Below are 20,141 nucleotides of genomic sequence, written 5' to 3' on the forward strand. Positions count from 1 at the left end.
CGTTCAGCCGGCAGGCTGGGCCGGTGGCGCCAGCGGCCGGCGCAGGCGGAAGCGTCCCACGGCCAGCGTCAGTCCGCACAGGATCACCAGCATGCCGGCCAGGTGATAGCCCATGAAGTCTTCGGACAGGAACAGGACCGACTCCAGTGCCGTCATCAGCGGCATCAGGTTGAGGAACACGCCGGCGCGGTCGCTGCCCAGCTGCTTCACCGCCTTGTTGTAGAGGGCAAAGCCGACGAACGAGCAGATGATGCCGGCGTAGCCGACGATGCTCCATTGCAGCGCATCCAGCGCCGGGGCACCGCGGTACCAGAGGTCAATGGCCACGATCGGCAGCTGCATGATGCTGGCCACGCCCATCAGCACCATCATCAGCAGGACCGGCGGAATGTAACCGTGCAGCCGCGGCAGCAGCAGGGTGTAGCCGGCCCAGGTGATGCCCGAGGCAATGATGGCGAGATCCCCCCACTGGAAGTGCAGTTGCAGCAGGGCAGCCAGGCTGCCTTCGGTGATGATGACCAGCGAGCCGGCAATCGACAGCACGATGCCGGCCCACTGCACTGGCGTGACCGGTGCGCCGCGTGCGAGCAGGATCAGCATGATCCAGATCGGCGTCAGGCTCAGCAGCGCCGAGGCATTGATGGCGGTGGTGTCGGTCAGCCCGACGTAGAAGAACACCGTATGGGCCACGAAGCCGAGCCCGGACAGCATGACCAGCAGCCGGGCATTGGCCAGCAGCTTGCGCCGGGCCGAACGGAACGGTTTCCTGACCAGCGGCAGGAAAACGATGAACGGAATCAGCCAGCGCAGCCACGACATCATCCACGGCGAAATGGCATCACCCAGAAAGCGGGCCACCACGGCATTGCTCGACCACAGTGCCACTGCCACCAGCGCCATGGCCACCGCTGCGCGCCGGCCATCGTGGTGTCCTGCTCCATCCGTTCCGGCCATGATGCTCTCCCCTTGTCACGCTGCCCGCAGTCGGCCGCCTGCGCCGGTCAAGAAAAAAACGGCCGGGGTTACCGGCCGTATCAAGGAAGTCACTCTGAGAGGAATCAGGCCGCGGCAGTCGGGGCAGCCTTCTTCGCTTGGGACTTTTTGGCTGCGCCCTTCAGCAGGGCCAGCAGCATTTCGCTCATGCCGCCAAAGATGATCAGCGCACCACCGAACAACTGCATGGCGTTCATGGTTTCGCCGTAGAACAGGTAACCGATGAACACGGCAGCCACCACGCACTCCCAGTAGGAGACGCAGGCAAACTCCACGGCCTTGAGGTGGCGGGTGGCGATGGTGCAGGTACCCAGCGCACCGAAACCGCACACGAAGCCGATGCCCACCCACCACATCCAGTCGGATGCCGTCATCTGCGAGATGGTCGGCTGGGTGAAGGTGAAGAGGATGGTGATGCCGGCCACGGCAAACACGAAGTTCCAGAAGGCACGCACGTCACCCGGGACTTCGGTGCGATAGCGGCCGAAGAACAGGAACAGACCGTAACCGACGCCGGAATACAGGCCCAGCATGTCGCCAAGGAAGGTTTCCTGGGCAAACTGGATGCCGACGCTCAGGCCTTCCGGTCCGTAGTTGATGAAGCCGGAAATGGCCATCATGCCGATGAACACGGCGACCACGGCGATCACGGTGGCGAGCTTCAGCGTTTCGCGCAGGAACACGATGGCCAGCAGGGTGGAGATGATCGGGCCGACGTAGATGAAGAACACGGCGTTGGCGATCGAGGTGAGCTGGGTCGACGCGATGTAGGCCGACAGGCAGTTGCCCATGAAGAAGCCGGACATCACCATTGACGGGGAGATCTTGTAGGTCTTCAGGTCACCCAGACGGCCCTTGTAGGCAAGGATGCCGAAAAAGAGGATGGCACCGCAGGCCATGCGGGACCAGGCGATAAAGTCACCCTGGGCGTTGATGTGACGGGCAAAGAAGCCCACAAAACCCATGAGGGTGGCTGCGGTGAAAGCGCAGATGAAGCCGAGCTTTTTGTCCGCAACAAAGACTTCGGGGGTCGTACTCATGATTGACTCCGGGAAAGGGAGACCGCAGGAGCCGAGCATGACCCAAAAAGAGCCGCTAACGAAATTGCCTTGCTCCCGCGCCCGGAGCTTCCGGAACACGGTCCGGAACCCTGGAAACGACGGCAGGAAAACCCAACTTTGCTAGCGACTCTTGGCAGTCACCCCCGGCACCTGATCCGGGGGGATGACCCGCCCCATCGGGGCGGGCTTTACAGCAACTACTGCAATCCTTCCGGCCCGACCGGGAAAGTCCGGCCGGAAGGCGGAGCTTCTCAGACGCGGGTAACGTCCTTGAAGTTCTGGTTCGGGAAGTAGTCCTGGCAGGTACCTTCGCGATACACGTCAGCGGTCGAGCAGTGCAGGCCGCCACCGAAGGCGTAGGCATCACGCATCGCAACCGGGATCACGTTCATGCCGAGCTTGTCCATCTGCTCAAGCTGGTTGACTTCGGAAGCTTCGACGATGACGGTCTTCGGATCGAGGACCAGGCAGTTCATCGACAGCCAGACCGAGCTGTAGCACAGGGGCGGCGGTTCGTCGTGGGCCGGTTGGGCGGCATCAACGATTTCCCAGCCGTTCTTCTCGAACACGACACGCTGTTCTTCCGGCAGTTTGCGGACCGGGTTGTTGATGATCAGGCCCGGACGCAGCGGCACGAAGGTGGCGTCGATGTGGATCGGGTACGGGTCGCCCGGGAAGTTCACGGCATGGATGCGGAACTCAGGGTACTTGCGCTTGAACCATTCCATAGCCTTGCGGTTGGTGGTCAGGCCGTGCTGGATGAACAGGTCCTTGCCCATGCGCATCACGTCGGCGGCATCGAACAGGATTTCTTCTTCGGTGGTCACGAAGTCCTTGTTGGCGGTGCGGACCAGACGCTCTTCAAGAGTGATGCGCTCGTCGTAGTAGTTGTGCTTGTACGACTTGTCGGTCAGGCGAGGACGCGGAGCCTGGGTCCAGATGAATTCCGGGTCTTCGTTGAAGTACTGGCTCAGCAGCGGACGGAAGGCCAGGTATTCCCAGTAACGGCAGCGGAACGACATGGCTGCTTCGATGATTTCGTTACCGATGGTGAGCAGCGTGTCGCGCGGCGGCATGCAAGTCATCATGGAATCGGTACGGAAGTCCGGGGTGATGACCGGAGCGTTCCACTGCAGCGGGGTCGGACGATCAACCTTGACGCCGCGGCTTTCCAGGACCTTGACGAGACCGTCAAGTGCTTCGTTGCCCTTTTCGACCGTGTCGGTCGGACGGGGACCCCACATACCACGCATCGGGCTGTCGACCGGCACCTTTTCCGAGGTGGCAGGTTCTTCCGGCGGCACGCAGCTGTTGTCGCAACGGCCAACGATAACGTGCTTCAGCGGATCCCAGTCGTTCCAGGAGTTGACGATCTTCGTCATGGTGCTTCCCTTTTGATGGTTGATTGAAGTGACTTGCTACGGAACGTATTTGACGCTTTTCCCGTATCCGAGACATTCCAAAAACCAATCAAAAACTATCAAATTAAGATCAACTAATATTGTGATTCCATGAAGCATAATCACAAAAAAACACGGCGCCCCATGAAAAAGTCATTAAACAAACCACATCAATACATTGAAAACAAAAGGATAAATACCAATACTACACACCGAAACACGACCGGTCATTTCATCACAAATACAGAAAAACCCGCGAAATAACGTCATGGAAGCCGGATTTTTCCGGTTTCCCCACAAGCAAACACCCCCTGCGTGCAGGGGGTGTTTTTAATGTCAATTGATTTGATCAATCAGCCGGCCAGCCGCACCAGCGCCTCACGGTACTTGTCGGCGGTTTTCTGCGCCACCTCGTCCGGCACGCGCGGAGCCGGCGAAACCTTGTCCCAGCCGGTGGTCTCCAGCCAGTCGCGCACGAACTGCTTGTCGAACGACGGCGGGCTGATGCCCTCACGATAGCTGTCAGCCGGCCAGAAACGGCTGGAATCCGGCGTCAGCGCCTCGTCCATCAGGACCAGCGTACCGTTTTCGTCGAGGCCGAACTCGAACTTGGTGTCGCAGATGATGATGCCGCGGCTGGCGGCGTATTCCGACGCCACGCGATACAGGCGCAGCGCGGTGTCGCGCACCTGCCCGGCCATCTCGCGACCGATGATGTCCGCGCAGCGCTCGAAACTGATGTTCTCGTCGTGGTCGCCGACGGCCGCCTTGGTCGACGGGGTGAAGATCGGTTCCGGCAGCTTGCTGGCCTCCTGCAGGCCGGCCGGCAGGGCGATGCCGCACACGCCGCCGGTCTTGCGGTATTCCTTCCAGCCGCCACCGGCCAGATAGCCGCGCACCACGGCCTCGATCGGCAGCGCCTTGAGCTTTCTGGCCACGACAGCGCGCCCTTCGACCTGCGGCCGGTCAGCGGCGGACACCATGTCTTCGGGCCGCTCGCCGGTCAGGTGGTTGGGTACCACATCCTTGAGCTTGTCGAACCAGAAGTTGGAAATGGCAGTCAGCAGCTTGCCTTTTTCCGGAATCGGATCGGGCAGGATGACGTCAAATGCCGACAGCCGGTCGGTGGCTATCATCAGCATGCGCTGGTCGTCGATTTCGTAGAGGTCACGCACCTTGCCGGAATAGATTTTTTTCAGGCTTGTCAGGTCGGTGGTCGTCAGGCCGTTCATGGTCAGGTCTCGGGCAAAAGGGAAAAGACCCCGGAAAATCCGGGGCCGGGTGATCAGGCGTTGCCGTTGGTGCCGAGTTCGCGCACCGGGCGCGGACAGGTCGAGCGCAGGCCGTCGATGTGGTTGAAGAGTTCCGGCGCCACCGGCTTCCACATCGGGTCGAGCACGAGGTCGATGCCTTCCGGGCGCACCAGCTGTGCCAGCGGCACAAAATCGGCGTCGGCGGCGAACAGCACCACCTGGTCGGCCAGCTTCTTGTAGACGATGCCGGCCACGTCAAGCGCCATCAGCGTGTCGATGCCGTTCTGGCGCACGTCGTAGATGAAGTCGTCGTCACGCAGGTCATCCACGCTGCGCTCGCCCTTGAGGATCTGGCGCTGCACCATGGGCTTGATGTTCCACTGGTTGAAATCGGCCAGCTGGCCGCGGCGCAGCACCAGCTTGCGCTTGCGCGACAGGGCTTCGTGCAGGGTGGTGCGGAAACGCGCTTCCGGTGATTCGGCAAAGTCGCGCAGCACGTTGCCGACCGGGGTGTGTACCTTCTTGGTCAGCGGCGGGCAATCGTAAAAGAAGATGCGGTAGAGGTCGCGGCGCTCGTCCTGCTGGTTGAGGTGCGCCAGCGACCAGCGCACCAGCGTGTCGGCCACGTCGTCGGCCGTGTGCGTGGCGGCATCGGCCACCAGGGCGCGGTAGCGGTGCAGGAAGAATGCACCATCAATAAGGATGGCAGTTGCCATGATCGGAACCTTTCAGTCGGAATCCAGCAAAAAAGCTCCGGGGGTCGGCAGGGCGCGCAATTGGATGGCCACGCGTCAAGCCCCGAAGCAACAACGGGCAGCGGACTGCCCGGCAAACCAAAAAAAGGAGAGGCACATCGTCCTCCCTGTCCTGCTGTTTTATAGCGTCGATTGCAGTGCGCGCGCCTGCCCGAGCAGTGCCTCCACATCCGGCCCGGTCACGCTGAAGTGGCCCATCTTGCGCCCCGGACGGGCCATGCGCTTGCCGTACAGGTGCAGCTTGGCATTGGGTGCATCCATCAGCACCGACCACGCCGGAGCCGCGCCGTTATCCTGCCAGCTGTCGCCCAGCAGGTTGACCATCACCACCGGCGTCAGCAGGTCGGCCACGCCCGGCACCAGTCCGCACATGGCACGGACCTGCTGCTGGAACTGGTCGGTCACGCAGGCATCCAGCGTGTAATGGCCGGAATTGTGCGGACGCGGAGCAATTTCGTTGACCACCAGGCTGTCGTCTTCCAGCACGAAGCATTCAACCGCCAGCACGCCGACGTAATCCAGCTCGTCGGCCAGCCGCAGCGCCATGGCCTGGGCCCGTTCGGCCAGCTCAGGCGCCACGCGCGCCGGCACGATGGACACGTCCAGAATGCCATCCGCGTGCTGGTTTTCCGCTACCGGGAAGCAGGTTTTCAGCGCCGGTGACACGCGGGTGACGATGGCCGACACTTCGAGCTTGAGCGGCAGCATCTTCTCCAGCACGCAGGCCTGGCCACCGAGGTTGGCGTAGGCGGCCCGGGCTTCATCGGCCGTGCGTACCCGCACCTGGCCCTTGCCGTCATAGCCGAGGCGGGCCGTCTTCAGGATGCCCGGCAGGTAAGGCGCCAGATCGCACTGGATGTCCTCGACCGATTCGATGGCGAGATACGGCGCCGTGGCCAGCCCGGCGCGGTTGATCCAGGCTTTTTCCTGGATGCGGTCCTGGGCAATGGCCACGCAGTCGCCGGACGGGCTGACCCGGGTGCGGCCGGCCAGCCAGCGCATCGAGTCGGCGTTGACGTTTTCGAATTCGGTGGTGACGGCCGCGCACGAATCGGCCAGCAGGCGCAGGGCCTCCGGGTCATCGTAGGCACGGCACAGGTGCACGTCGGCAAAATCGGCCGCCGGAGCGTTGGGATCGGGATCGAGCACCGTGACGTGGTAACCCATGGTCTTGGCGGCCACGGTGAACATGCGGCCGAGCTGGCCGCCGCCGAGGATGCCCAGCATGGACGGCGGCAGGACCGGCTGGCTGGCGGCGCTCATGCCACCTCCGGCAGGCTCATGGCCAGCACGCTGTCGCGCTGCTCGGCACGGAATGCCTTGAGGCGGTCGGCCAGTTGCGGGTCCTGGCCGGCCAGCATGGCCACGGCGAACAGTCCGGCATTGGCCGCGCCGGCTTCGCCGATGGCGAAGGTGGCCACCGGAATGCCTTTGGGCATCTGCACGATGGAGAGGAGCGAATCCTCGCCGCGCAGGTATCTGGACGGCACCGGCACGCCCAGCACCGGCACGTGGGTCTTGGCAGCCAGCATGCCCGGCAGGTGGGCCGCACCGCCGGCACCGGCGATGATGGCCGCCAGTCCGCGTTCTTCGGCCTGTTCGGCGTATTCAAACAGCAGGTCCGGCGTCCGGTGCGCCGACACGACGCGGGTTTCATAGTCCACACCAAACGCTTTGAGCATTTTGGCGGCGTGCTCCATGACAGGCCAGTCGCTCTGGCTGCCCATGACGATGCCGATTTTCATGGCGTATCCGTGCAAAAAAACTGCGGTTATCAACAAAGGTCGGAGATTTTACCCGATTTTGCTATCCCCGTAGCCGTCACGCGGGTTTTCAGCGCCGCGGCAACACCACCGCATCCAGCTGCTCTTCGGTCAGGCGGCCGGTGATGCGGGCCACCGGCCGTCCCTGCCGGTCCAGCACCAGCGTAAACGGCAGGGCCCCCACGGGATTGCCGTTGGCGCGCATCAGGTCCATGGCCGCCTGGTTGCCGCCCAGCAGGACCGGATAGGTGATGGAAAACATCTGCACGAAGTTCTTTACTTCGACCGCCTGGTCCAGTGCGATACCCACCACACTGACACCGTGCGGACCCCACTTCTGGGCATAGGTATTGAGCATCGGCATTTCCTCACGGCAGGGCGCACACCAGGTGGCCCAGAAGTTCACCACCACCACCCGGCCGCGCCAGTCGGTCAGCGTGCGGCTCTGGCCCTTGAGGTCGGTAAAGCGGGTATCGGCCAGGCTGGCGGCCTGCGCCAGCGCGGGCAGCAGCAGGCAGGCCAGCAACAGGGTTCGGATCAGACGCAGCGGCATGGGCAACTCCAGACAGTTCGGCAAAACGGCAATGTTACAATCTCCGCCATCATCGGCCGCTGGATTCCTCCATGTCCATCATCGTCTGCGGATCGCTCGCCTACGACACCCTGCTGACCTTTCCCGACCGCTTTGCCGGCCACCTGCTGCCCGACCAGCTGCACAAGCTGTCGGTCTGCTTCCTGGTGCCCGAGCTGCGCCGCGAATACGGTGGCTGTGCCGGCAACATCGCCTACAACCTAGCACTGCTGGGCGGCGAGCCGCTGATCGTGTCGGCCGCCGGCGAGGATTTCGGCCCCTACCGCACCCACCTCGCGCAGCACGGCATCCGCACCGACGGCATTTACGAAGCGCCCGGCCGCCATACCGCCCAGTGCTTCATCACCTCCGACCGGGACGACAACCAGATCACCGCCTTCCATCCCGGCGCCACTGACTGCGCGGTCGACAATCCGGTCAGCCGGCACCTCGCCGGCGCCACGCTGGCGATCGTCGGCCCGTCGGGCTACGCCGCCGACCTGCAACATGCCCGCCAGCTGTCGGAACACGGCCTGCCGTACATCTTCGACCCGGGGCAGGAGCTGCCCCTGTTCTCGCGCGACGAACTGCTGGAAATGATCGAACGCGCGCCGTACCTGACGCTCAACGACTACGAAGCCGAGCTGATGCAGTCGCGCACCGGCCTGTCGCTGGCCGGACTGGCCGACCGGCTGGAAGCCCTGGTCATCACCCGGGGACCGCAGGGTTCGGACATCTGGGCCAACGGCTATCATCACCGTATTCCGGTTGCACCGGCCGCGCGCGTGGTCGACCCGACCGGCTGCGGCGATGCCTATCGCGCCGGGCTGCTGTTTGCCCGGGCGCAAGGCTGGGACTGGCCGCTGGCCGGCCGGCTGGGCGCGCTGCTGGGTGCGATCAAGATCGAGCATCAGGGAGCGCAGAACCATGGCTTTGACTGGACAACCCTGCAGTTGCGCTACGCCAGGGCCTTTGGCGAACCTTGGCCAGTGGAAGCACAGCCTGCCGCCCAGACTTGAAAAAGCGCCATTTATCGCCATTGATGATCGGATACGCCGTCTTTTTGCAGGAAACATCATGCCTGTCACCACCCTTTCCACTGGCCTGACCGCTCCGCTGGTCGAGCTCGAACGCCGCCTGCTGGCGGCCCAGCCCCAGATCGAGCACTGGTTCCGCCGCCAGTTTGCCGAGCATGTCCCGCCGTTTTACGGCTCGGTCGACCTGCGCAACAGCGGCTTCAAGCTGGCACCGGTCGACATGAACCTGTTTCCCGGCGGCTTCAACAACCTCGGCCGCGACGCCCTGCCGCTGGCCGTGCAGGCCGCCACCATGGCCATCGAGCGCTCGTGCTGCACCGCACGCAACCTGCTGCTGATCCCGGAAAACCACACGCGCAACACCTTCTACCTCAAGAATGTCGCCGCGCTGGCACGCATCCTCGTGCAGGCCGGTTTCCATGTGCGCATCGGCACCCTGCTGGCCGACATCCAGGAGCCGACCACCTTTGCCCTGCCCGACGACGACTCGCTGACGCTGGAGCCCATCGAGCGCCACGGCAACCGCCTGCGCCTGGCCGACGGTTTCGACCCCTGCCTCGTGCTGCTCAACAACGACCTGTCGGCCGGAGTGCCGCCCCTGCTGCAAGGGCTGGAGCAGGACCTGCTGCCACCCCTGCACGCCGGCTGGACCACCCGCCGCAAGACCCAGCACTTTGCCGCCTACGACAGCGTCGCCGACGAATTCGGCGCCCTCCTGTCGTTCGATCCGTGGTTCATCAACCCGCTGTTTGCCTCGTGCAACGGGCTGGATTTCCATGAACGGCAGGGCGAACAGCAGTTGGCCGACACCGTCAGCGACGTGCTGGCCCGCATCGGCGCTAAGTACCGCGAACACGGCATCGACGAAACGCCGTTCGTGATCGTCAAGGCCGACGCCGGCACCTACGGCATGGGCGTGATGACGGTCAAGAGCCCGGACGACGTCATCGGCCTCAACCGCAAGGCCCGCAACAAGATGTCGGTGGTCAAGGAAGGCCTGCAGGTCAGCGAAGTGATCGTCCAGGAAGGTGTCTACACCTTCGAGACCATCGGGGACGCCGTGGCCGAGCCGGTGATCTACATGATCGACCGCCACGTGGTCGGCGGTTTCTACCGCGTGCACGAAGGCCGCGGCGTGGACGAAAACCTCAACGCGCCGGGCATGCACTTCACCCCGATGACGTTCGACGACGCCTGCCTGCCCGACCTGCGCTGCGGCCCGGAATGCTCGACCAACCGCCTGTACGCCTACGGCGTGGTGGCGCGACTGGCACAACTGGCCGCCTCGCGCGAACTGGAAGCCACGGCACCGGACGCCTGAACCCGCCCGGCGCCGGCCGGCCGCCCTCAGCGCGGAATCTTCGCCGTGTCGTCGTCGAATTCGCCGCGCTCGGCATCCCGGTGGCAGGCCGCGCAGTTGGCGGCGCTGCCCACGCGCTTGAGCCGGAAGTCGGCATCCTTGACCTTGCGGTGCTTGTGGACAAACCAGCCCGTCGTGGTCAGCCGCGGCTCGCCGGGCGTGGCCGTATCGGTCTGGTACATGCGCTTGCGGCCGTCACCGGCGTAGCGCGCCAGATAGGCAGAAATGTGCTGCCAGTCCTGCTTGTCGAGACTGGCATTCTCGCCAAAGTGGCGATCCAGCCCCTTCATGCTCTGCGCCCAGTCGGCAGACGACAGCATGCGTGCCGGATACGCCAGGTGGCAGCTGCCGCACTCGGTCTGGTACAGCGCATCCGCCGGTGCACGCCGGCCGTGGTCCCCGGCGCCGGCAAACGCCGCCAGCGTGCAGCCACAGAGACACAAGAGCGCCTTGATCGTCCCGCGGTTCGGTTTCATGGTCATCCTCCTCATTTCGCCGGACGGACCGATGCCAGCCAGGTCACCAGGTCCGCCTTTTCCTGAGCCGTGCATTCACGGGCAAACACATCGTCGCAATTGCGGCGGAACCACTTCTCCACCTTCTTGGCATCGGTGAAGCGCGCCGGATTGGCCGCCGGTGCCAGCGGCTTGATGGCGCGGTACGAGCGGGTCTGGCCGCTGCGGGCCGGATCGGAGGTGTGGCAGGTCACGCAGCTCACCTTGTCGCCGTCGCGCATCACTTCCTTGTAATACAGCGCCCGGCCCCGCTCGGCCGAAGGCTGCCAGCCCGGCTGGGCCTGACGGGCCTCGGCGGTGTACTGGCTGATGAAATCGGCCGGGCCGGCCGCCTGGCCAGCCGTCATCCACAGGCATCCGGCCAAGAGGCTGCAGGTTGTCAGCAGTTTCATGGTTTTTCTCCTGGTGCCGGCCCGGCCGGCACGATCAACATTCGGTTCAGGCCCGCAAGCGGCCCTGCCATACGCCACGCTTGCCGGCGTGCGCGCCGGTCAGGACAAAGCCGCACACTTCACCGGCGGCATCGGTGCAGGCCATTTCCACCCCGGCGGCTCCGTCCAGCACAGACCAGTTGCCGGGCCGCAGCGGCGGCTGCACCACCACCGGATGCAGCGGCGTCTTGAATGCCACCGGTACCGGCAGCACCGGAGCCACCACCGGAATCTGTCCGGACAGCCGGGCGGCAATGCGCCGCGCCAGCGGGGCAACCGGTGCGATGTAGGGCTGCCAGCCGGACGGTGGCTGGGCACAGTCACCCAGTGCCGCAATGCACGGATCGGCGGTCACGCCGTCGGCGTCGGTCAGGATGCCGTGGTCGCACGGCAGGCCGGCACCGGCTGCCAGTGCGGTCCGCGGCCGCAGGCCGATGGCCGACAGGACCAGGTCACCGGCCAGCCGCCGGCCATCGTCCAGCACGACTGCCAGCCCGCCACCGCTACGCTCGACCGCCAGCACGTTCACGTTGCCATGCCAGCCGGCCCCGGCCTGCTGCAAGGCCTGCAACAGGGCCGTTCCGGCCGCCTGCGGCAGCAGGCCGGCCGCCGGCCAGGCAGCACGGTCGAGCAGGGTAACGGCATGGCCACTGGCCAGCAGGTCGCAGGCAAATTCGCAGCCGATCAGCCCCGCCCCCAGCAGGATGACGTTGGCACCGGCCGGCAGTTGCGCCCGGAAACGGGCATAGCTGTCCAGATCGTTGACCGCCAGTACCTCGCCGGCGCCGTCGCCGGACAGGGCCGGCGTCACCGGTTCGGCCCCGGTGGCCAGCACCAGTGCCCGGTACGGCCAGTCGCCCTGCCGGGTCCGGACGCAGCGGGCCTGACGGTCGATGGCGGTCACCTCCACTCCGGTCACCACCTGCATGTCCAGGGTGGTCGCCATGTGCGCGGCACTGGCCAGCACCAGTGCGGCGGGGGTTTTGCCCTGTGCCAGTGCCACCGACAGCATGGGCTTGGGGTACGACTCGCCGCCGTCGCGGGTCAGCAGGACCAGCGGCACCCCGGCATCCAGCCGACGCAGCTCGCGGGCCACGGCGTAGCCCGCCTGGCCGCTGCCGATGATGACGATGCTCATGTCCGCACTTCGACCAGGTCGAACTCGCTCTTGCCCATGCCGCAGTCCGGGCACAGCCAGTCGTCCGGCACGTCTTCCCAGCGGGTTCCCGGAGCAATGCCGGCATCCGGCCAGCCTTTCTGTTCGTCGTAAACCACGCCGCAAATACGGCATTGCCAGATTTTCATGTCGCTCTCCTCAGGTCATGGCCGGACCGTTTCCGGCGCCGGGTACGCCATTCAAGCTAGGAGCCGACATTCAACTGAAACTTAAAAAACCGCCTGAAAAAATTAAAAAATTCCGGCCGGCTTTTTAATCCGCCGTTAAATCAAATGGAGAAACTGGCAGGCATGACACCAACAAAAAAGGCAGCAAAATGAACCCCTTCAACCGTTTTCGCCTTGTGCACTGGATGATTGCCGGATTAATACTGGCCTGTTATTTCACCGAAGACAGTTTTGAACGACTGCATGTCTGGCTGGGTTACGGGCTGATTGTTTTCCTGATTGTCCGGCTGATTCTGGCGCTGAAAAAATCTGCCGGATTTCCCGGAGTGCTGCCGCAATGGTCATTGCTGAAAAACCTGAACCTGCTGCATGTCAGCAAACTGCTGACGGTCGGGATCCTGGCCGCCACCGTGGTCACGGCCGGCACCGGCATCCTGATGGTCGACAACACCCGCATCATCGGTGACGCCGTTACTGCCGTGGTCCCGGCAGCGCAGGCCGGCGGTCATTACGACGACCATGACACCTATGGCGACGGACACGACGAAGACGAGGCATCGGAATGGCTGGCCGACGTGCACGAAGTGGCAGCCAACACCGTGCTGTGGCTGGCCGGCTTCCACGCGGCCTACCTGCTGGCCTTCCGCCGCACGGCCATGTGGAACATGCTGCGCGGTCTCAAGCGCCGGCCGGCGGCCTGACCGTCCGCCGCCCTCCGTTCCGGCGGGCCGGACCTCCCGGGGTCCAGGTCCGCCGGCCTGAGGATCATCATCCGGCCGGATTCCATGGACCGGCTATGACAATCCGCATCGCCGGATTGTCGCAGTCATGATGCGGCGGCGGCCTACCGGATACGTGACGTACCGGCCAGCCGGTTGGTGGTGCAGCCGGAGCCTCAGGCCGTCAATGCAGGAAAGGGTGAACCAGGCGGGGGCATCGTTCAGACACGCGACACACCGGACTGCACGCCTGCCGTCACGATGGCATCACCGGCCTGGACAAGGCGCGCCGCAACCGGCAAGGGGCGCGTCCTCCGGGCATGCACCCTGCCAGCCGTCACCCATTCCGGGATGCACCGGATCACGCGGTCCGGCAGGGCAAACCGCCGGCGGTCATGGCTGAAGACTGTGGCAGTGCCGGTGGCGTGACTGCGTTGCAGCATGCACGACCCCGACGCAGAGGGGGACAGCGTTCCCGGCCCGAGAAGGCCGGACGGTCGTCAGGGGCGGGCCGAGGTTGCCAGCCGGGCATTGCCGGCCACCGGCAGGGTGCCGTTGGCGTGGGCACGGTCAAAGCGTTGCAGGCTGTCAGCCAGCCGCAGGGCAAACACGTCGGCCTGGGCCTGCACCTGCCGGGGCGTGATGCCGGCCAGTTCGCGCGGCGACATGGCGACCCCGTTGACGCGCTGCACGCCCTCGATCAGCACCTCGCCCCGCGGATCCCGCACCTGGAGTTCGACAAACATCACCACATCGTCGTTGCGGTTGCCGGTCACGGCCTTGGCACCGGCCAGCAGGGCACCCATCGGCAGCATTTCCAGAATGCGCAGTGACGACGGCGTATGCATCAGGCCGGTGACGGCGAGGCGGATGCGGGTCGCATCCGGTGCCGGTTCGTCGGCCACCGTGTAGCCGGCAGCCTTGAGCCGTGCCACCACGGCGTCACGCAACCAGACCCGCAGGTTGCTGTAGCGGTTGTCGGCCAGCGAAATCACCTCGCCTTCTACCTGTTGCTCGCGGATCACCACCGGCTCGACCACCAGCGGCCGCTCGCCGAACGGGCGCGTGGACGGATTGAGCCATGCCACGGTGGCATCATCCCGGGGCTGCAAACGGGCGTAATCCTGCAGGAATCCGCTTTGGGTCAGCGGTGCTCCGGTGCCGGCACAGCCGGTCAGCCAGACGGTGGCCAGCACCAGGGCGCCGGTACGCCATCCACGACGAATCATCATAAGAGGTATGCTCCGGTACATTCGGTGCACGCCAGATCAAGCGCACACTAATACAGACGGAGAGCATGTATACATGAAAGTCGCCTTCATTGCCGACCCGCTGGCCGGTTTCAAGACCTACAAGGACAGTACGTTCGCCATGATGGAAGCCGCCGCAGCCCGCGGCCACCAGCTGTTTGTTGCCGGACTGCCCGACCTCTTTGCCCGCGAAGGCCGCGTCTACCTGCGCGCCACGCCGCTGACCCTGACCGGCCAGCGGGACGACTGGTACCGCTGTGGTACGCCACAGGACACCGACCTCACCGCCTTTGATGCCGTGGTGATGCGCAAGGACCCGCCGTTCGACGCCGAATACCTCTACGCCACCCACCTCATGAGCGTGGCCGAACGGCTGGGGGCACGCTGTTTCAACCGCGGCCAGGCGATCCGCGACCACAACGAAAAGCTCGCCATCCTCAGCTATCCGCACCTAACCGCCCCGACCCTGGTCAGCCGCGACATGGACCGCCTGCGCGCCTTTGTCTCCGAACAGGGTGACGCCATCCTCAAGCCGCTCGACAGCATGGGCGGCGAAGGCATCTTCCGCCTGTCGGCGCGCGACCCCAACCTGGGCTCGGTGCTGGAGGTCATGAGCCAGCACGGCCAGCGCAGCCTGATGGTACAGCGCTACCTGCCGCAGATCGCCGACGGCGACAAGCGCATCCTGCTGATCGACGGCAAGCCGGTCGACTACTGCCTGGCACGCATTCCCAAAGCCGGCGAAACCCGTGGCAACCTCGCCGCCGGCGGCCGCGGCGAAGCGCGCCCGCTGTCGGCCCGCGACCGCGAAATTGCCGAAGAACTGGGACCGAAGCTGGCCGCCCAAGGCCTGCTGCTGGTGGGGCTAGACGTCATCGGCGACTGCCTGACCGAAATCAACGTCACCAGCCCGACCTGCTTTCGCGAAATCATGGACCAGACCGGCTGCGACGTGGCCGGCCGTTTTGTCGAGGCGCTTGAGGCACGATGCAACGCCTGATGCACACCGCGCTGGCAGTCATGCTGGCGCTGCTGCTGGCCGCCTGCACGGCGTCGCCCCCGCCACGCTACCAGCAGGAAAGCTATGTATTCGGCACCCGGATCGAAGTCACCGTGGCCGGGCTGCCGACCGAACAGGCGGCACCGGCCGTGGCGGCGGTACTGGCCGACCTCGACCGCCTGCACCGCAAGCTGCACGCCTGGCAACCGGGCAGCGACCTGGTACGGCTCAACCAGGCCTTCGCCAGCGGCCAGCAGGCTGCCGTTGACGCGGAAATGACCGAACTGCTGCAACTGGCGCAGGACGGCGAACAGCGCTCGCAAGGCCGTTTCAACCCGGCCATCGGCCAGCTGATCCAGCTCTGGGGATTTCATGCCGACCGCTACGCCGCCAGGCTGCCTGACGAGCAGGCGCGGCAGGCGCTGCTGGCCGCCGCACCATCGATGACGGACGTGGAACTGGCCGACGGTCAGGCCCGCAGCCGCAACCGGGCAGTGGCCGTGGATCTGGGCGGACTGGCCAAGGGCTGGGCGCTGGACCGCAGTGCCGCCATCCTGCGCGAGCATGGCGTCAGGCAGGCGCTGGTCAACATCGGCGGCAACGTGCTGGCGCTGGGCGAAAAGGCGCCGGGCGAACCGTGGCGGGTCGGCCTGCAACACCCGCGCGAGCCGCGGGCCATGGCGGTGATCGCCCTGCGTGACGGCGAAGCACTGGGTACGTCGGGCGACTACCAGCGCTTTTTCGAAGTCGATGGCCGCCGCTACTGCCACCTGGTCAACCCGGCTGACGGCACCGCCGACTGCCGGCGCGAAGCGGTCAGCGTGCTGGTCAATACCGGAGAACGGCCGGGCCTGCGCTCGGACGTGGCGACCAAGTCGCTCTACTTTGCACCGGCTGCTGACCTGACCCGTTCGGCGGCGGCATTCGGTATCGGCGACTTTCTGCTGGTGGATGGCGAAGGACGCATCACCCTCAGCGAATCCATGGCCAGACGGGTGCACTGGCTGGATCCCGCCCCGGCACGGGTGACCGTGCTGCCGACGGAAAAAACCCGGCTGGCGGGGGAGCGAGCCGGGTGAACGGGGAGCCTTGCTGCTGAACAAGGCGCCCGCGCAGGTAGGCCACGCGGGCAGCGCGAGACGCGCTATGGATTAGGACGCGCTGTCCGGGTCCGGAGTTCGGTCGTCCGGCTCGCCGTCCGTCAGTTCGTCGGCCTGCCGGGCTTCCAGCCCGGCAAACCAGCCGGCGACCACGGTTTCGACCTGCTCCAGTCCCTGTTTCTTGCTGCTGGAAAACAGCTGGATGCTGACCTGCGGATAGCCGGCCAGCGCCTGGCGGACGGTGGCCAGGGTCTTGTTCTGCTCCTGCCGGTTCATCTTGTCTGACTTGGAGAGCAGGATGTGCACCGGCTGGCCGCGCATGCGGAAGAAATCCAGCATGCGCATGTCAAGTTCCCTCAAAGGATGTCGCGCATCCATGATCAGCAGCAATCCGATCAGGCTTTCGCGCGTTTGCAGGTAGCGGCCCAGCAGTTCGACCCAGTGCGCCCGCACGGATTCCGGCACTTCGGCATAGCCGTAGCCCGGAAGGTCGACCAGGAAATAGTCAAAATGGCTGGCCAGCCGGAAAAAGTTGATGTGCTGGGTACGGCCGGGTGTCTTGGAGACATAGGCCAGCCGGGTACGGTTGGCCAAGGCATTGATGGCGCTGGATTTGCCGGCGTTGGAACGGCCAACGAAGGCGATTTCGGCGCTGGTGGGCGGCAGATCGCGCAAATGGTTGACGGTGGTAAAGAACGTGGCGTTTTGGAATAGCGGCATCGTGTGGAACGCTCAAAATCATTTGGTATAGAATAGGCCGTTTCAAAATACTACTTACGCAGCGGTTCCGCGACCTCTTTTGCTAGGAGAAACCATGAAATACAACGTGCTGCTGGCCCTGGCAGGCCTGACCATGGCAGCCGGCGCCTTGGCGAACCCGACTCCCGCACCGGTTCCGGCCGATCCGGCCAAAGGCAAGCTGATCGCCGAACAGATCTGTGCCGCCTGTCACGGAGTGGACGGCAACAGTGTCGCCGCTGCCAACCCGGTACTGGCCGGCCAGCATCCTGACTACATCGTCAAGCAACTGACCGAGTTCAAGTCAGGCAAGCGCAACAACGCCATCATGCTGGGCATGGCCTCCACCCTGTCCGACCAGGACATGAAAAACGTCGCTGCCTGGTTCGGCACGCAGAAACCCAAGGCCCGCGAAGCACAGGATCCCAAGACCATGGAAGCCGGTCGAGCGATTTACCGCACAGGCATCGCCAGCGCCAAGGTACCGGCCTGCATGGCCTGTCACGGCCCGGCCGGCAACGGCATGCCGTCGCAGTATCCGCGCGTCGGCAGCCAGTTCGGCAGCTACATCGAAGCACAGATGCTGGCTTTCAAGAAGGGTGAGCGCGCCAACAACCCGATCATGACCGACATCGCCAAACGCATGAGCGACAACGACATCAAGACCGTGTCGAACTATATCTCCGGTCTGCGCTGACCACCATTGCGACCGACTTGCATTTGCGTTGAATTAAGTCAACTTTAAACCGATCGTGATAAACAGGGGGAAGCGGACCGGTCCGCTTCCCCTTTTCCTTGTTGATGCCGATGACGTCCAGCCGCCGCACCCGCCCCTCCCTTGCATCCGACCTCCTTGAACTGCTGAGTTCGATGCGTTTTGCCATCGGTCTGCTGACCATCCTGGCCATTGCCTCGGTCATCGGGACCGTCCTGCGGCAGAACGAACCCTGGCCCAACTACGTGGCCGAGTTCGGTCCCTTCTGGTTCGAGGTCTACCGTGCGCTAGGGCTGTTCGACGTCTACCACTCGGCGTGGTTCCTCGTCATCCTGATCTTCCTCGTGCTGTCGACCGGGCTGTGCATCTGGCGCAATACCCCGGGCTTCCTGCGCGAAATGCGCGGCTGGCGCGAACAGGCCAGCAGCAACTCGCTGGCGGCCATGTCGCACACGGCCGAAATCGGTCATGCCGTCGATGCCGATGCGGCCGAAAGCTACCTGCGGGCCCAGGGCTTCGCTGTCCGCCGCAAGGAACGCGAAGACGGCCTGATGCTGGCAGCCAAGAAAGGCTCGGCCAACAAGCTGGGCTACTTCTTCGCCCACATCGCCCTCGTGGTCATCTGCATCGGCGGCCTGATCGACGGCAACGTGCCGCTGAAAGTGGCCGAATTCTTCGGCAGCGTCACGCCGGAAACACGCGACCTGCCGCAAAGCCAGGTCCCGGATGCCAGCCGGCTGGGTGCCGGCAACCTGTCGTTCCGCGGCAGCGTCACCCTGCCCGAAGGCCGCTCGGCCGACGTGGTGTTCCTCAATTCCGGCAACGGCTACTTCGTGCAGGACCTGCCGTTCTACGTCACGCTCAAGCAGTTCCACATCGACTACTACAGCAACGGCATGCCCAAGCGCTTTGCCAGCGACGTAGTGGTCACCGACAAGCAGAGCGGCAAGGAAACCAGCGCCACCATCGAGGTCAACCACCCGCTGATCGTCGACGGCATCGCCATCTACCAGTCGAGCTTCGGCGACGGCGGCTCGGGCCTGAGCTTCAAGGCCTGGGACCTGCGCCGGCCGCAAACCGGCCCGGCCACCCTGCCGGCCCGCTCAATGGCCAGCCAGCCGATCACCGTCGAAGGCCAGCAGTACATGCTGGAATTCAACGAACTGCGCACCTTCAACGTCGAATCCACCGGCACCGGCAACGACACCGCCAAAACCATGGAATCGCGGCTGGCCAGCGCCACCAGCGTGCGTCACGACAAGCAGGTCCGCAACATCGGCCCGTCGATCAGCTACCGCCTGCGCAATGCCCAGGGCCAAGCCAACGAATACCTGAGTTACCTCGCTCCGCAGCAGCTGGAAGGCCGCAGCTTCTTCGTCACCGGCGTACGCACCGAGGTCGGCGCACCTTTCTCCTACCTGCGCTATCCGCTGGATGCCGACGGTTCGCTGGCGACCTACATGCGGCTCAAGAATGCCTTCCAGACCCCGCAATGGTTTGCCGCCATCGGTGCCGAAGCGGCCCGCCGTGCGCAGTCGGGCGACAACGGCATCAACAGTGCCACCGCCGGCAAGTTTGCCGACAGCGTGACCTGGGTGCTGGAACGCTTCTCCGAAGGCGGCTTTGCCGGTCTGGAAAGCTTCCTGCAACAGAACGTGCCGGAAGATGCCCGACAGGCGGTGGCCGACACCTACCTGAAAATCCTGCAAAGCAGCGTCATCGAGCTGATGAATCGCGCCCAGGCGCAGGCCGGCCTGCCGCCGCTGGAAATGAACGAAACCAACTACCAGCTGCTGCTGGACGGTCTGGTCGCCTACAGCGGCAGCCTCGACTACGGCTCACCGGTCCTGTTGCAGTTCGACGGCTTTGACGAGGTCAAGGCATCCGGCCTGCAGATGACCCGCTCGCCGGGCAAGACCGTGGTCTACATCGGCTCGGTCCTGCTGGTCATCGGCATCCTGTTCATGTTCTATGTACGCGAACTGCGGGTCTGGGTCCTGATCGGCCCGACCGGCCGCACGCGCCTGTCCATGAGTTCGAACCGCAAGAATTCCGACCTGGACCGCGATTTCAACCGTTACCGTGACGACATCAGCCAGCGCTGAGAACACAAAGCTGCAAGAGGGAACCTTCATC

The 20,141-nt window shown here is 64.6% G+C and carries 22 protein-coding genes; 7 read left to right on the forward strand and 15 right to left on the reverse strand.

Annotated features, from left to right (window positions below; all coding sequences use genetic code 11):
- Positions 1-3: 3 nt before the first annotated feature.
- From G542_RS0100765 to G542_RS0100800, 8 genes are all read right to left on the reverse strand, one after another.
- The gene (locus G542_RS0100765) at positions 4-954 is read right to left on the reverse strand and encodes a DMT family transporter (RefSeq protein ID WP_012698516.1); all 951 of its coding nucleotides are present in this window, start codon (positions 952-954) and stop codon (positions 4-6) included.
- A 104-nt stretch (positions 955-1,058) separates the two neighbouring features.
- Complete coding sequence (locus G542_RS0100770) at positions 1,059-2,033, reverse strand: DMT family transporter (protein ID WP_012698517.1); 975 nt, start codon at positions 2,031-2,033, stop codon at positions 1,059-1,061.
- A 272-nt stretch (positions 2,034-2,305) separates the two neighbouring features.
- Positions 2,306-3,436 (reverse strand): serine/threonine protein kinase, encoded by a 1,131-nt coding sequence (locus G542_RS0100775; protein WP_012698518.1) that lies wholly within the window; start codon positions 3,434-3,436, stop codon positions 2,306-2,308.
- Between the two features lie 371 nt (positions 3,437-3,807).
- Positions 3,808-4,686: a phosphoribosylaminoimidazolesuccinocarboxamide synthase gene (locus G542_RS0100780; protein WP_012698520.1), complete on the reverse strand. Its 879-nt coding sequence runs from the start codon at positions 4,684-4,686 to the stop codon at positions 3,808-3,810.
- A gap of 53 nt (positions 4,687-4,739) precedes the next feature.
- On the reverse strand, positions 4,740-5,423 hold the full coding sequence (locus G542_RS0100785) for an NYN domain-containing protein (RefSeq protein WP_012698521.1): 684 nt from the start codon (positions 5,421-5,423) through the stop codon (positions 4,740-4,742).
- A gap of 159 nt (positions 5,424-5,582) precedes the next feature.
- Positions 5,583-6,725 carry a 5-(carboxyamino)imidazole ribonucleotide synthase gene (locus G542_RS0100790; protein ID WP_012698522.1) on the reverse strand — a complete coding sequence of 381 codons (1,143 nt, stop codon included), beginning with the start codon at positions 6,723-6,725 and terminating at the stop codon, positions 5,583-5,585.
- Positions 6,722-7,207 (reverse strand): 5-(carboxyamino)imidazole ribonucleotide mutase, encoded by a 486-nt coding sequence (purE, locus tag G542_RS0100795; RefSeq protein ID WP_012698523.1) that lies wholly within the window; start codon positions 7,205-7,207, stop codon positions 6,722-6,724. Before purE ends, G542_RS0100790 begins: the two co-directional genes overlap by 4 nt.
- A gap of 88 nt (positions 7,208-7,295) precedes the next feature.
- Positions 7,296-7,778, reverse strand: a complete 483-nt coding sequence (locus tag G542_RS0100800; RefSeq protein ID WP_034984674.1) for a TlpA family protein disulfide reductase — start codon at positions 7,776-7,778, stop codon at positions 7,296-7,298.
- 71 nt (positions 7,779-7,849) lie between these two features.
- Here G542_RS0100800 and G542_RS0100805 point away from each other — a divergent pair, with 71 nt between their 5' ends.
- Both G542_RS0100805 and gshA read left to right on the forward strand, forming a co-directional pair.
- A complete protein-coding gene (locus tag G542_RS0100805) occupies positions 7,850-8,815 on the forward strand; it encodes a carbohydrate kinase family protein (protein WP_012698525.1) in 966 nt (321 codons plus the stop codon).
- Positions 8,816-8,873: 58 nt separating this feature from the next.
- Complete coding sequence (gshA, locus tag G542_RS0100810; RefSeq protein ID WP_012698526.1) at positions 8,874-10,154, forward strand: glutamate--cysteine ligase; 1,281 nt, start codon at positions 8,874-8,876, stop codon at positions 10,152-10,154.
- A gap of 26 nt (positions 10,155-10,180) precedes the next feature.
- On the opposite strand, the gene G542_RS0100815 is transcribed toward gshA, so the two are convergent.
- The 4 genes from G542_RS0100815 to G542_RS0100830 are packed head-to-tail and all read right to left on the reverse strand — an operon-like array spanning position 10,181 to position 12,444.
- The gene (locus G542_RS0100815) at positions 10,181-10,669 is read right to left on the reverse strand and encodes a hypothetical protein (RefSeq protein WP_027823132.1); all 489 of its coding nucleotides are present in this window, start codon (positions 10,667-10,669) and stop codon (positions 10,181-10,183) included.
- Between the two features lie 11 nt (positions 10,670-10,680).
- Positions 10,681-11,100, reverse strand: coding sequence for a DUF1924 domain-containing protein (locus tag G542_RS0100820; protein ID WP_027823133.1), 420 nt, complete (start codon positions 11,098-11,100; stop codon positions 10,681-10,683).
- A 46-nt stretch (positions 11,101-11,146) separates the two neighbouring features.
- Entirely contained in the window at positions 11,147-12,277 is a 1,131-nt protein-coding gene (locus tag G542_RS0100825) for an NAD(P)/FAD-dependent oxidoreductase (protein WP_027823134.1), read from the reverse strand.
- Positions 12,274-12,444, reverse strand: a complete 171-nt coding sequence (locus tag G542_RS0100830; protein ID WP_012698530.1) for a rubredoxin — start codon at positions 12,442-12,444, stop codon at positions 12,274-12,276. Before G542_RS0100830 ends, G542_RS0100825 begins: the two co-directional genes overlap by 4 nt.
- Before the next feature lie 188 nt (positions 12,445-12,632).
- Here G542_RS0100830 and G542_RS0100835 point away from each other — a divergent pair, with 188 nt between their 5' ends.
- A complete protein-coding gene (locus tag G542_RS0100835) occupies positions 12,633-13,184 on the forward strand; it encodes a cytochrome b/b6 domain-containing protein (protein WP_027823135.1) in 552 nt (183 codons plus the stop codon).
- A 239-nt stretch (positions 13,185-13,423) separates the two neighbouring features.
- Here the strand turns inward: G542_RS0100835 and G542_RS0100840 are convergent, their stop codons facing one another.
- Both G542_RS0100840 and G542_RS0100845 read right to left on the reverse strand, forming a co-directional pair.
- Positions 13,424-13,645, reverse strand: coding sequence for a hypothetical protein (locus G542_RS0100840; RefSeq protein WP_012698532.1), 222 nt, complete (start codon positions 13,643-13,645; stop codon positions 13,424-13,426).
- A gap of 57 nt (positions 13,646-13,702) precedes the next feature.
- Entirely contained in the window at positions 13,703-14,434 is a 732-nt protein-coding gene (locus G542_RS0100845) for a DUF3313 family protein (protein ID WP_012698533.1), read from the reverse strand.
- A 73-nt stretch (positions 14,435-14,507) separates the two neighbouring features.
- On the opposite strand from G542_RS0100845, the gene gshB reads away from it, so the two are divergent.
- Together gshB and G542_RS0100855 are read left to right on the forward strand one after the other, a co-directional pair.
- Positions 14,508-15,452, forward strand: a complete 945-nt coding sequence (gshB, locus tag G542_RS0100850; RefSeq protein WP_027823136.1) for a glutathione synthase — start codon at positions 14,508-14,510, stop codon at positions 15,450-15,452.
- Entirely contained in the window at positions 15,440-16,531 is a 1,092-nt protein-coding gene (locus tag G542_RS0100855) for an FAD:protein FMN transferase (protein ID WP_027823137.1), read from the forward strand. The genes gshB and G542_RS0100855 overlap by 13 nt, the downstream gene beginning before the upstream one ends.
- A 72-nt stretch (positions 16,532-16,603) precedes the next feature.
- Here the strand turns inward: G542_RS0100855 and yihA are convergent, their stop codons facing one another.
- Positions 16,604-17,272, reverse strand: coding sequence for a ribosome biogenesis GTP-binding protein YihA/YsxC (gene yihA / locus G542_RS0100860; RefSeq protein WP_027823138.1), 669 nt, complete (start codon positions 17,270-17,272; stop codon positions 16,604-16,606).
- 94 nt (positions 17,273-17,366) lie between these two features.
- On the opposite strand from yihA, the gene G542_RS0100865 reads away from it, so the two are divergent.
- The gene (locus tag G542_RS0100865) at positions 17,367-17,987 is read left to right on the forward strand and encodes a c-type cytochrome (RefSeq protein ID WP_012698537.1); all 621 of its coding nucleotides are present in this window, start codon (positions 17,367-17,369) and stop codon (positions 17,985-17,987) included.
- Positions 17,988-18,097: 110 nt separating this feature from the next.
- On the forward strand, positions 18,098-20,110 hold the full coding sequence (locus tag G542_RS0100870; RefSeq protein WP_027823139.1) for a cytochrome c biogenesis protein ResB: 2,013 nt from the start codon (positions 18,098-18,100) through the stop codon (positions 20,108-20,110).
- Positions 20,111-20,141: the final 31 nt, after the last annotated feature.

It is taken from the genome of Laribacter hongkongensis DSM 14985 (assembly GCF_000423285.1).
Lineage (GTDB): Bacteria > Pseudomonadota > Gammaproteobacteria > Burkholderiales > Aquaspirillaceae > Laribacter > Laribacter hongkongensis.

Bases quoted from the DNA above. Each gene is read 5' to 3' on its own strand.
- G542_RS0100765 (WP_012698516.1), bottom strand. From the start codon at position 954: ATGGCCGGAACGGATGGAGCAGGACACCACGATGGCCGGCGCGCAGCG.
- G542_RS0100770 (WP_012698517.1), bottom strand. From the start codon at position 2,033: ATGAGTACGACCCCCGAAGTCTTTGTTGCGGACAAAAAGCTCGGCTTC.
- G542_RS0100775 (WP_012698518.1), bottom strand. From the start codon at position 3,436: ATGACGAAGATCGTCAACTCCTGGAACGACTGGGATCCGCTGAAGCAC.
- G542_RS0100780 (WP_012698520.1), bottom strand. From the start codon at position 4,686: ATGAACGGCCTGACGACCACCGACCTGACAAGCCTGAAAAAAATCTAT.
- G542_RS0100785 (WP_012698521.1), bottom strand. From the start codon at position 5,423: ATGGCAACTGCCATCCTTATTGATGGTGCATTCTTCCTGCACCGCTAC.
- G542_RS0100790 (WP_012698522.1), bottom strand. From the start codon at position 6,725: ATGAGCGCCGCCAGCCAGCCGGTCCTGCCGCCGTCCATGCTGGGCATC.
- purE (WP_012698523.1), bottom strand. From the start codon at position 7,207: ATGAAAATCGGCATCGTCATGGGCAGCCAGAGCGACTGGCCTGTCATG.
- G542_RS0100800 (WP_034984674.1), bottom strand. From the start codon at position 7,778: ATGCCGCTGCGTCTGATCCGAACCCTGTTGCTGGCCTGCCTGCTGCTG.
- G542_RS0100805 (WP_012698525.1), top strand. From the start codon at position 7,850: ATGTCCATCATCGTCTGCGGATCGCTCGCCTACGACACCCTGCTGACC.
- gshA (WP_012698526.1), top strand. From the start codon at position 8,874: ATGCCTGTCACCACCCTTTCCACTGGCCTGACCGCTCCGCTGGTCGAG.
- G542_RS0100815 (WP_027823132.1), bottom strand. From the start codon at position 10,669: ATGAAACCGAACCGCGGGACGATCAAGGCGCTCTTGTGTCTCTGTGGC.
- G542_RS0100820 (WP_027823133.1), bottom strand. From the start codon at position 11,100: ATGAAACTGCTGACAACCTGCAGCCTCTTGGCCGGATGCCTGTGGATG.
- G542_RS0100825 (WP_027823134.1), bottom strand. From the start codon at position 12,277: ATGAGCATCGTCATCATCGGCAGCGGCCAGGCGGGCTACGCCGTGGCC.
- G542_RS0100830 (WP_012698530.1), bottom strand. From the start codon at position 12,444: ATGAAAATCTGGCAATGCCGTATTTGCGGCGTGGTTTACGACGAACAG.
- G542_RS0100835 (WP_027823135.1), top strand. From the start codon at position 12,633: ATGAACCCCTTCAACCGTTTTCGCCTTGTGCACTGGATGATTGCCGGA.
- G542_RS0100840 (WP_012698532.1), bottom strand. From the start codon at position 13,645: ATGCTGCAACGCAGTCACGCCACCGGCACTGCCACAGTCTTCAGCCAT.
- G542_RS0100845 (WP_012698533.1), bottom strand. From the start codon at position 14,434: ATGATGATTCGTCGTGGATGGCGTACCGGCGCCCTGGTGCTGGCCACC.
- gshB (WP_027823136.1), top strand. From the start codon at position 14,508: ATGAAAGTCGCCTTCATTGCCGACCCGCTGGCCGGTTTCAAGACCTAC.
- G542_RS0100855 (WP_027823137.1), top strand. From the start codon at position 15,440: ATGCAACGCCTGATGCACACCGCGCTGGCAGTCATGCTGGCGCTGCTG.
- yihA (WP_027823138.1), bottom strand. From the start codon at position 17,272: ATGCCGCTATTCCAAAACGCCACGTTCTTTACCACCGTCAACCATTTG.
- G542_RS0100865 (WP_012698537.1), top strand. From the start codon at position 17,367: ATGAAATACAACGTGCTGCTGGCCCTGGCAGGCCTGACCATGGCAGCC.
- G542_RS0100870 (WP_027823139.1), top strand. From the start codon at position 18,098: ATGACGTCCAGCCGCCGCACCCGCCCCTCCCTTGCATCCGACCTCCTT.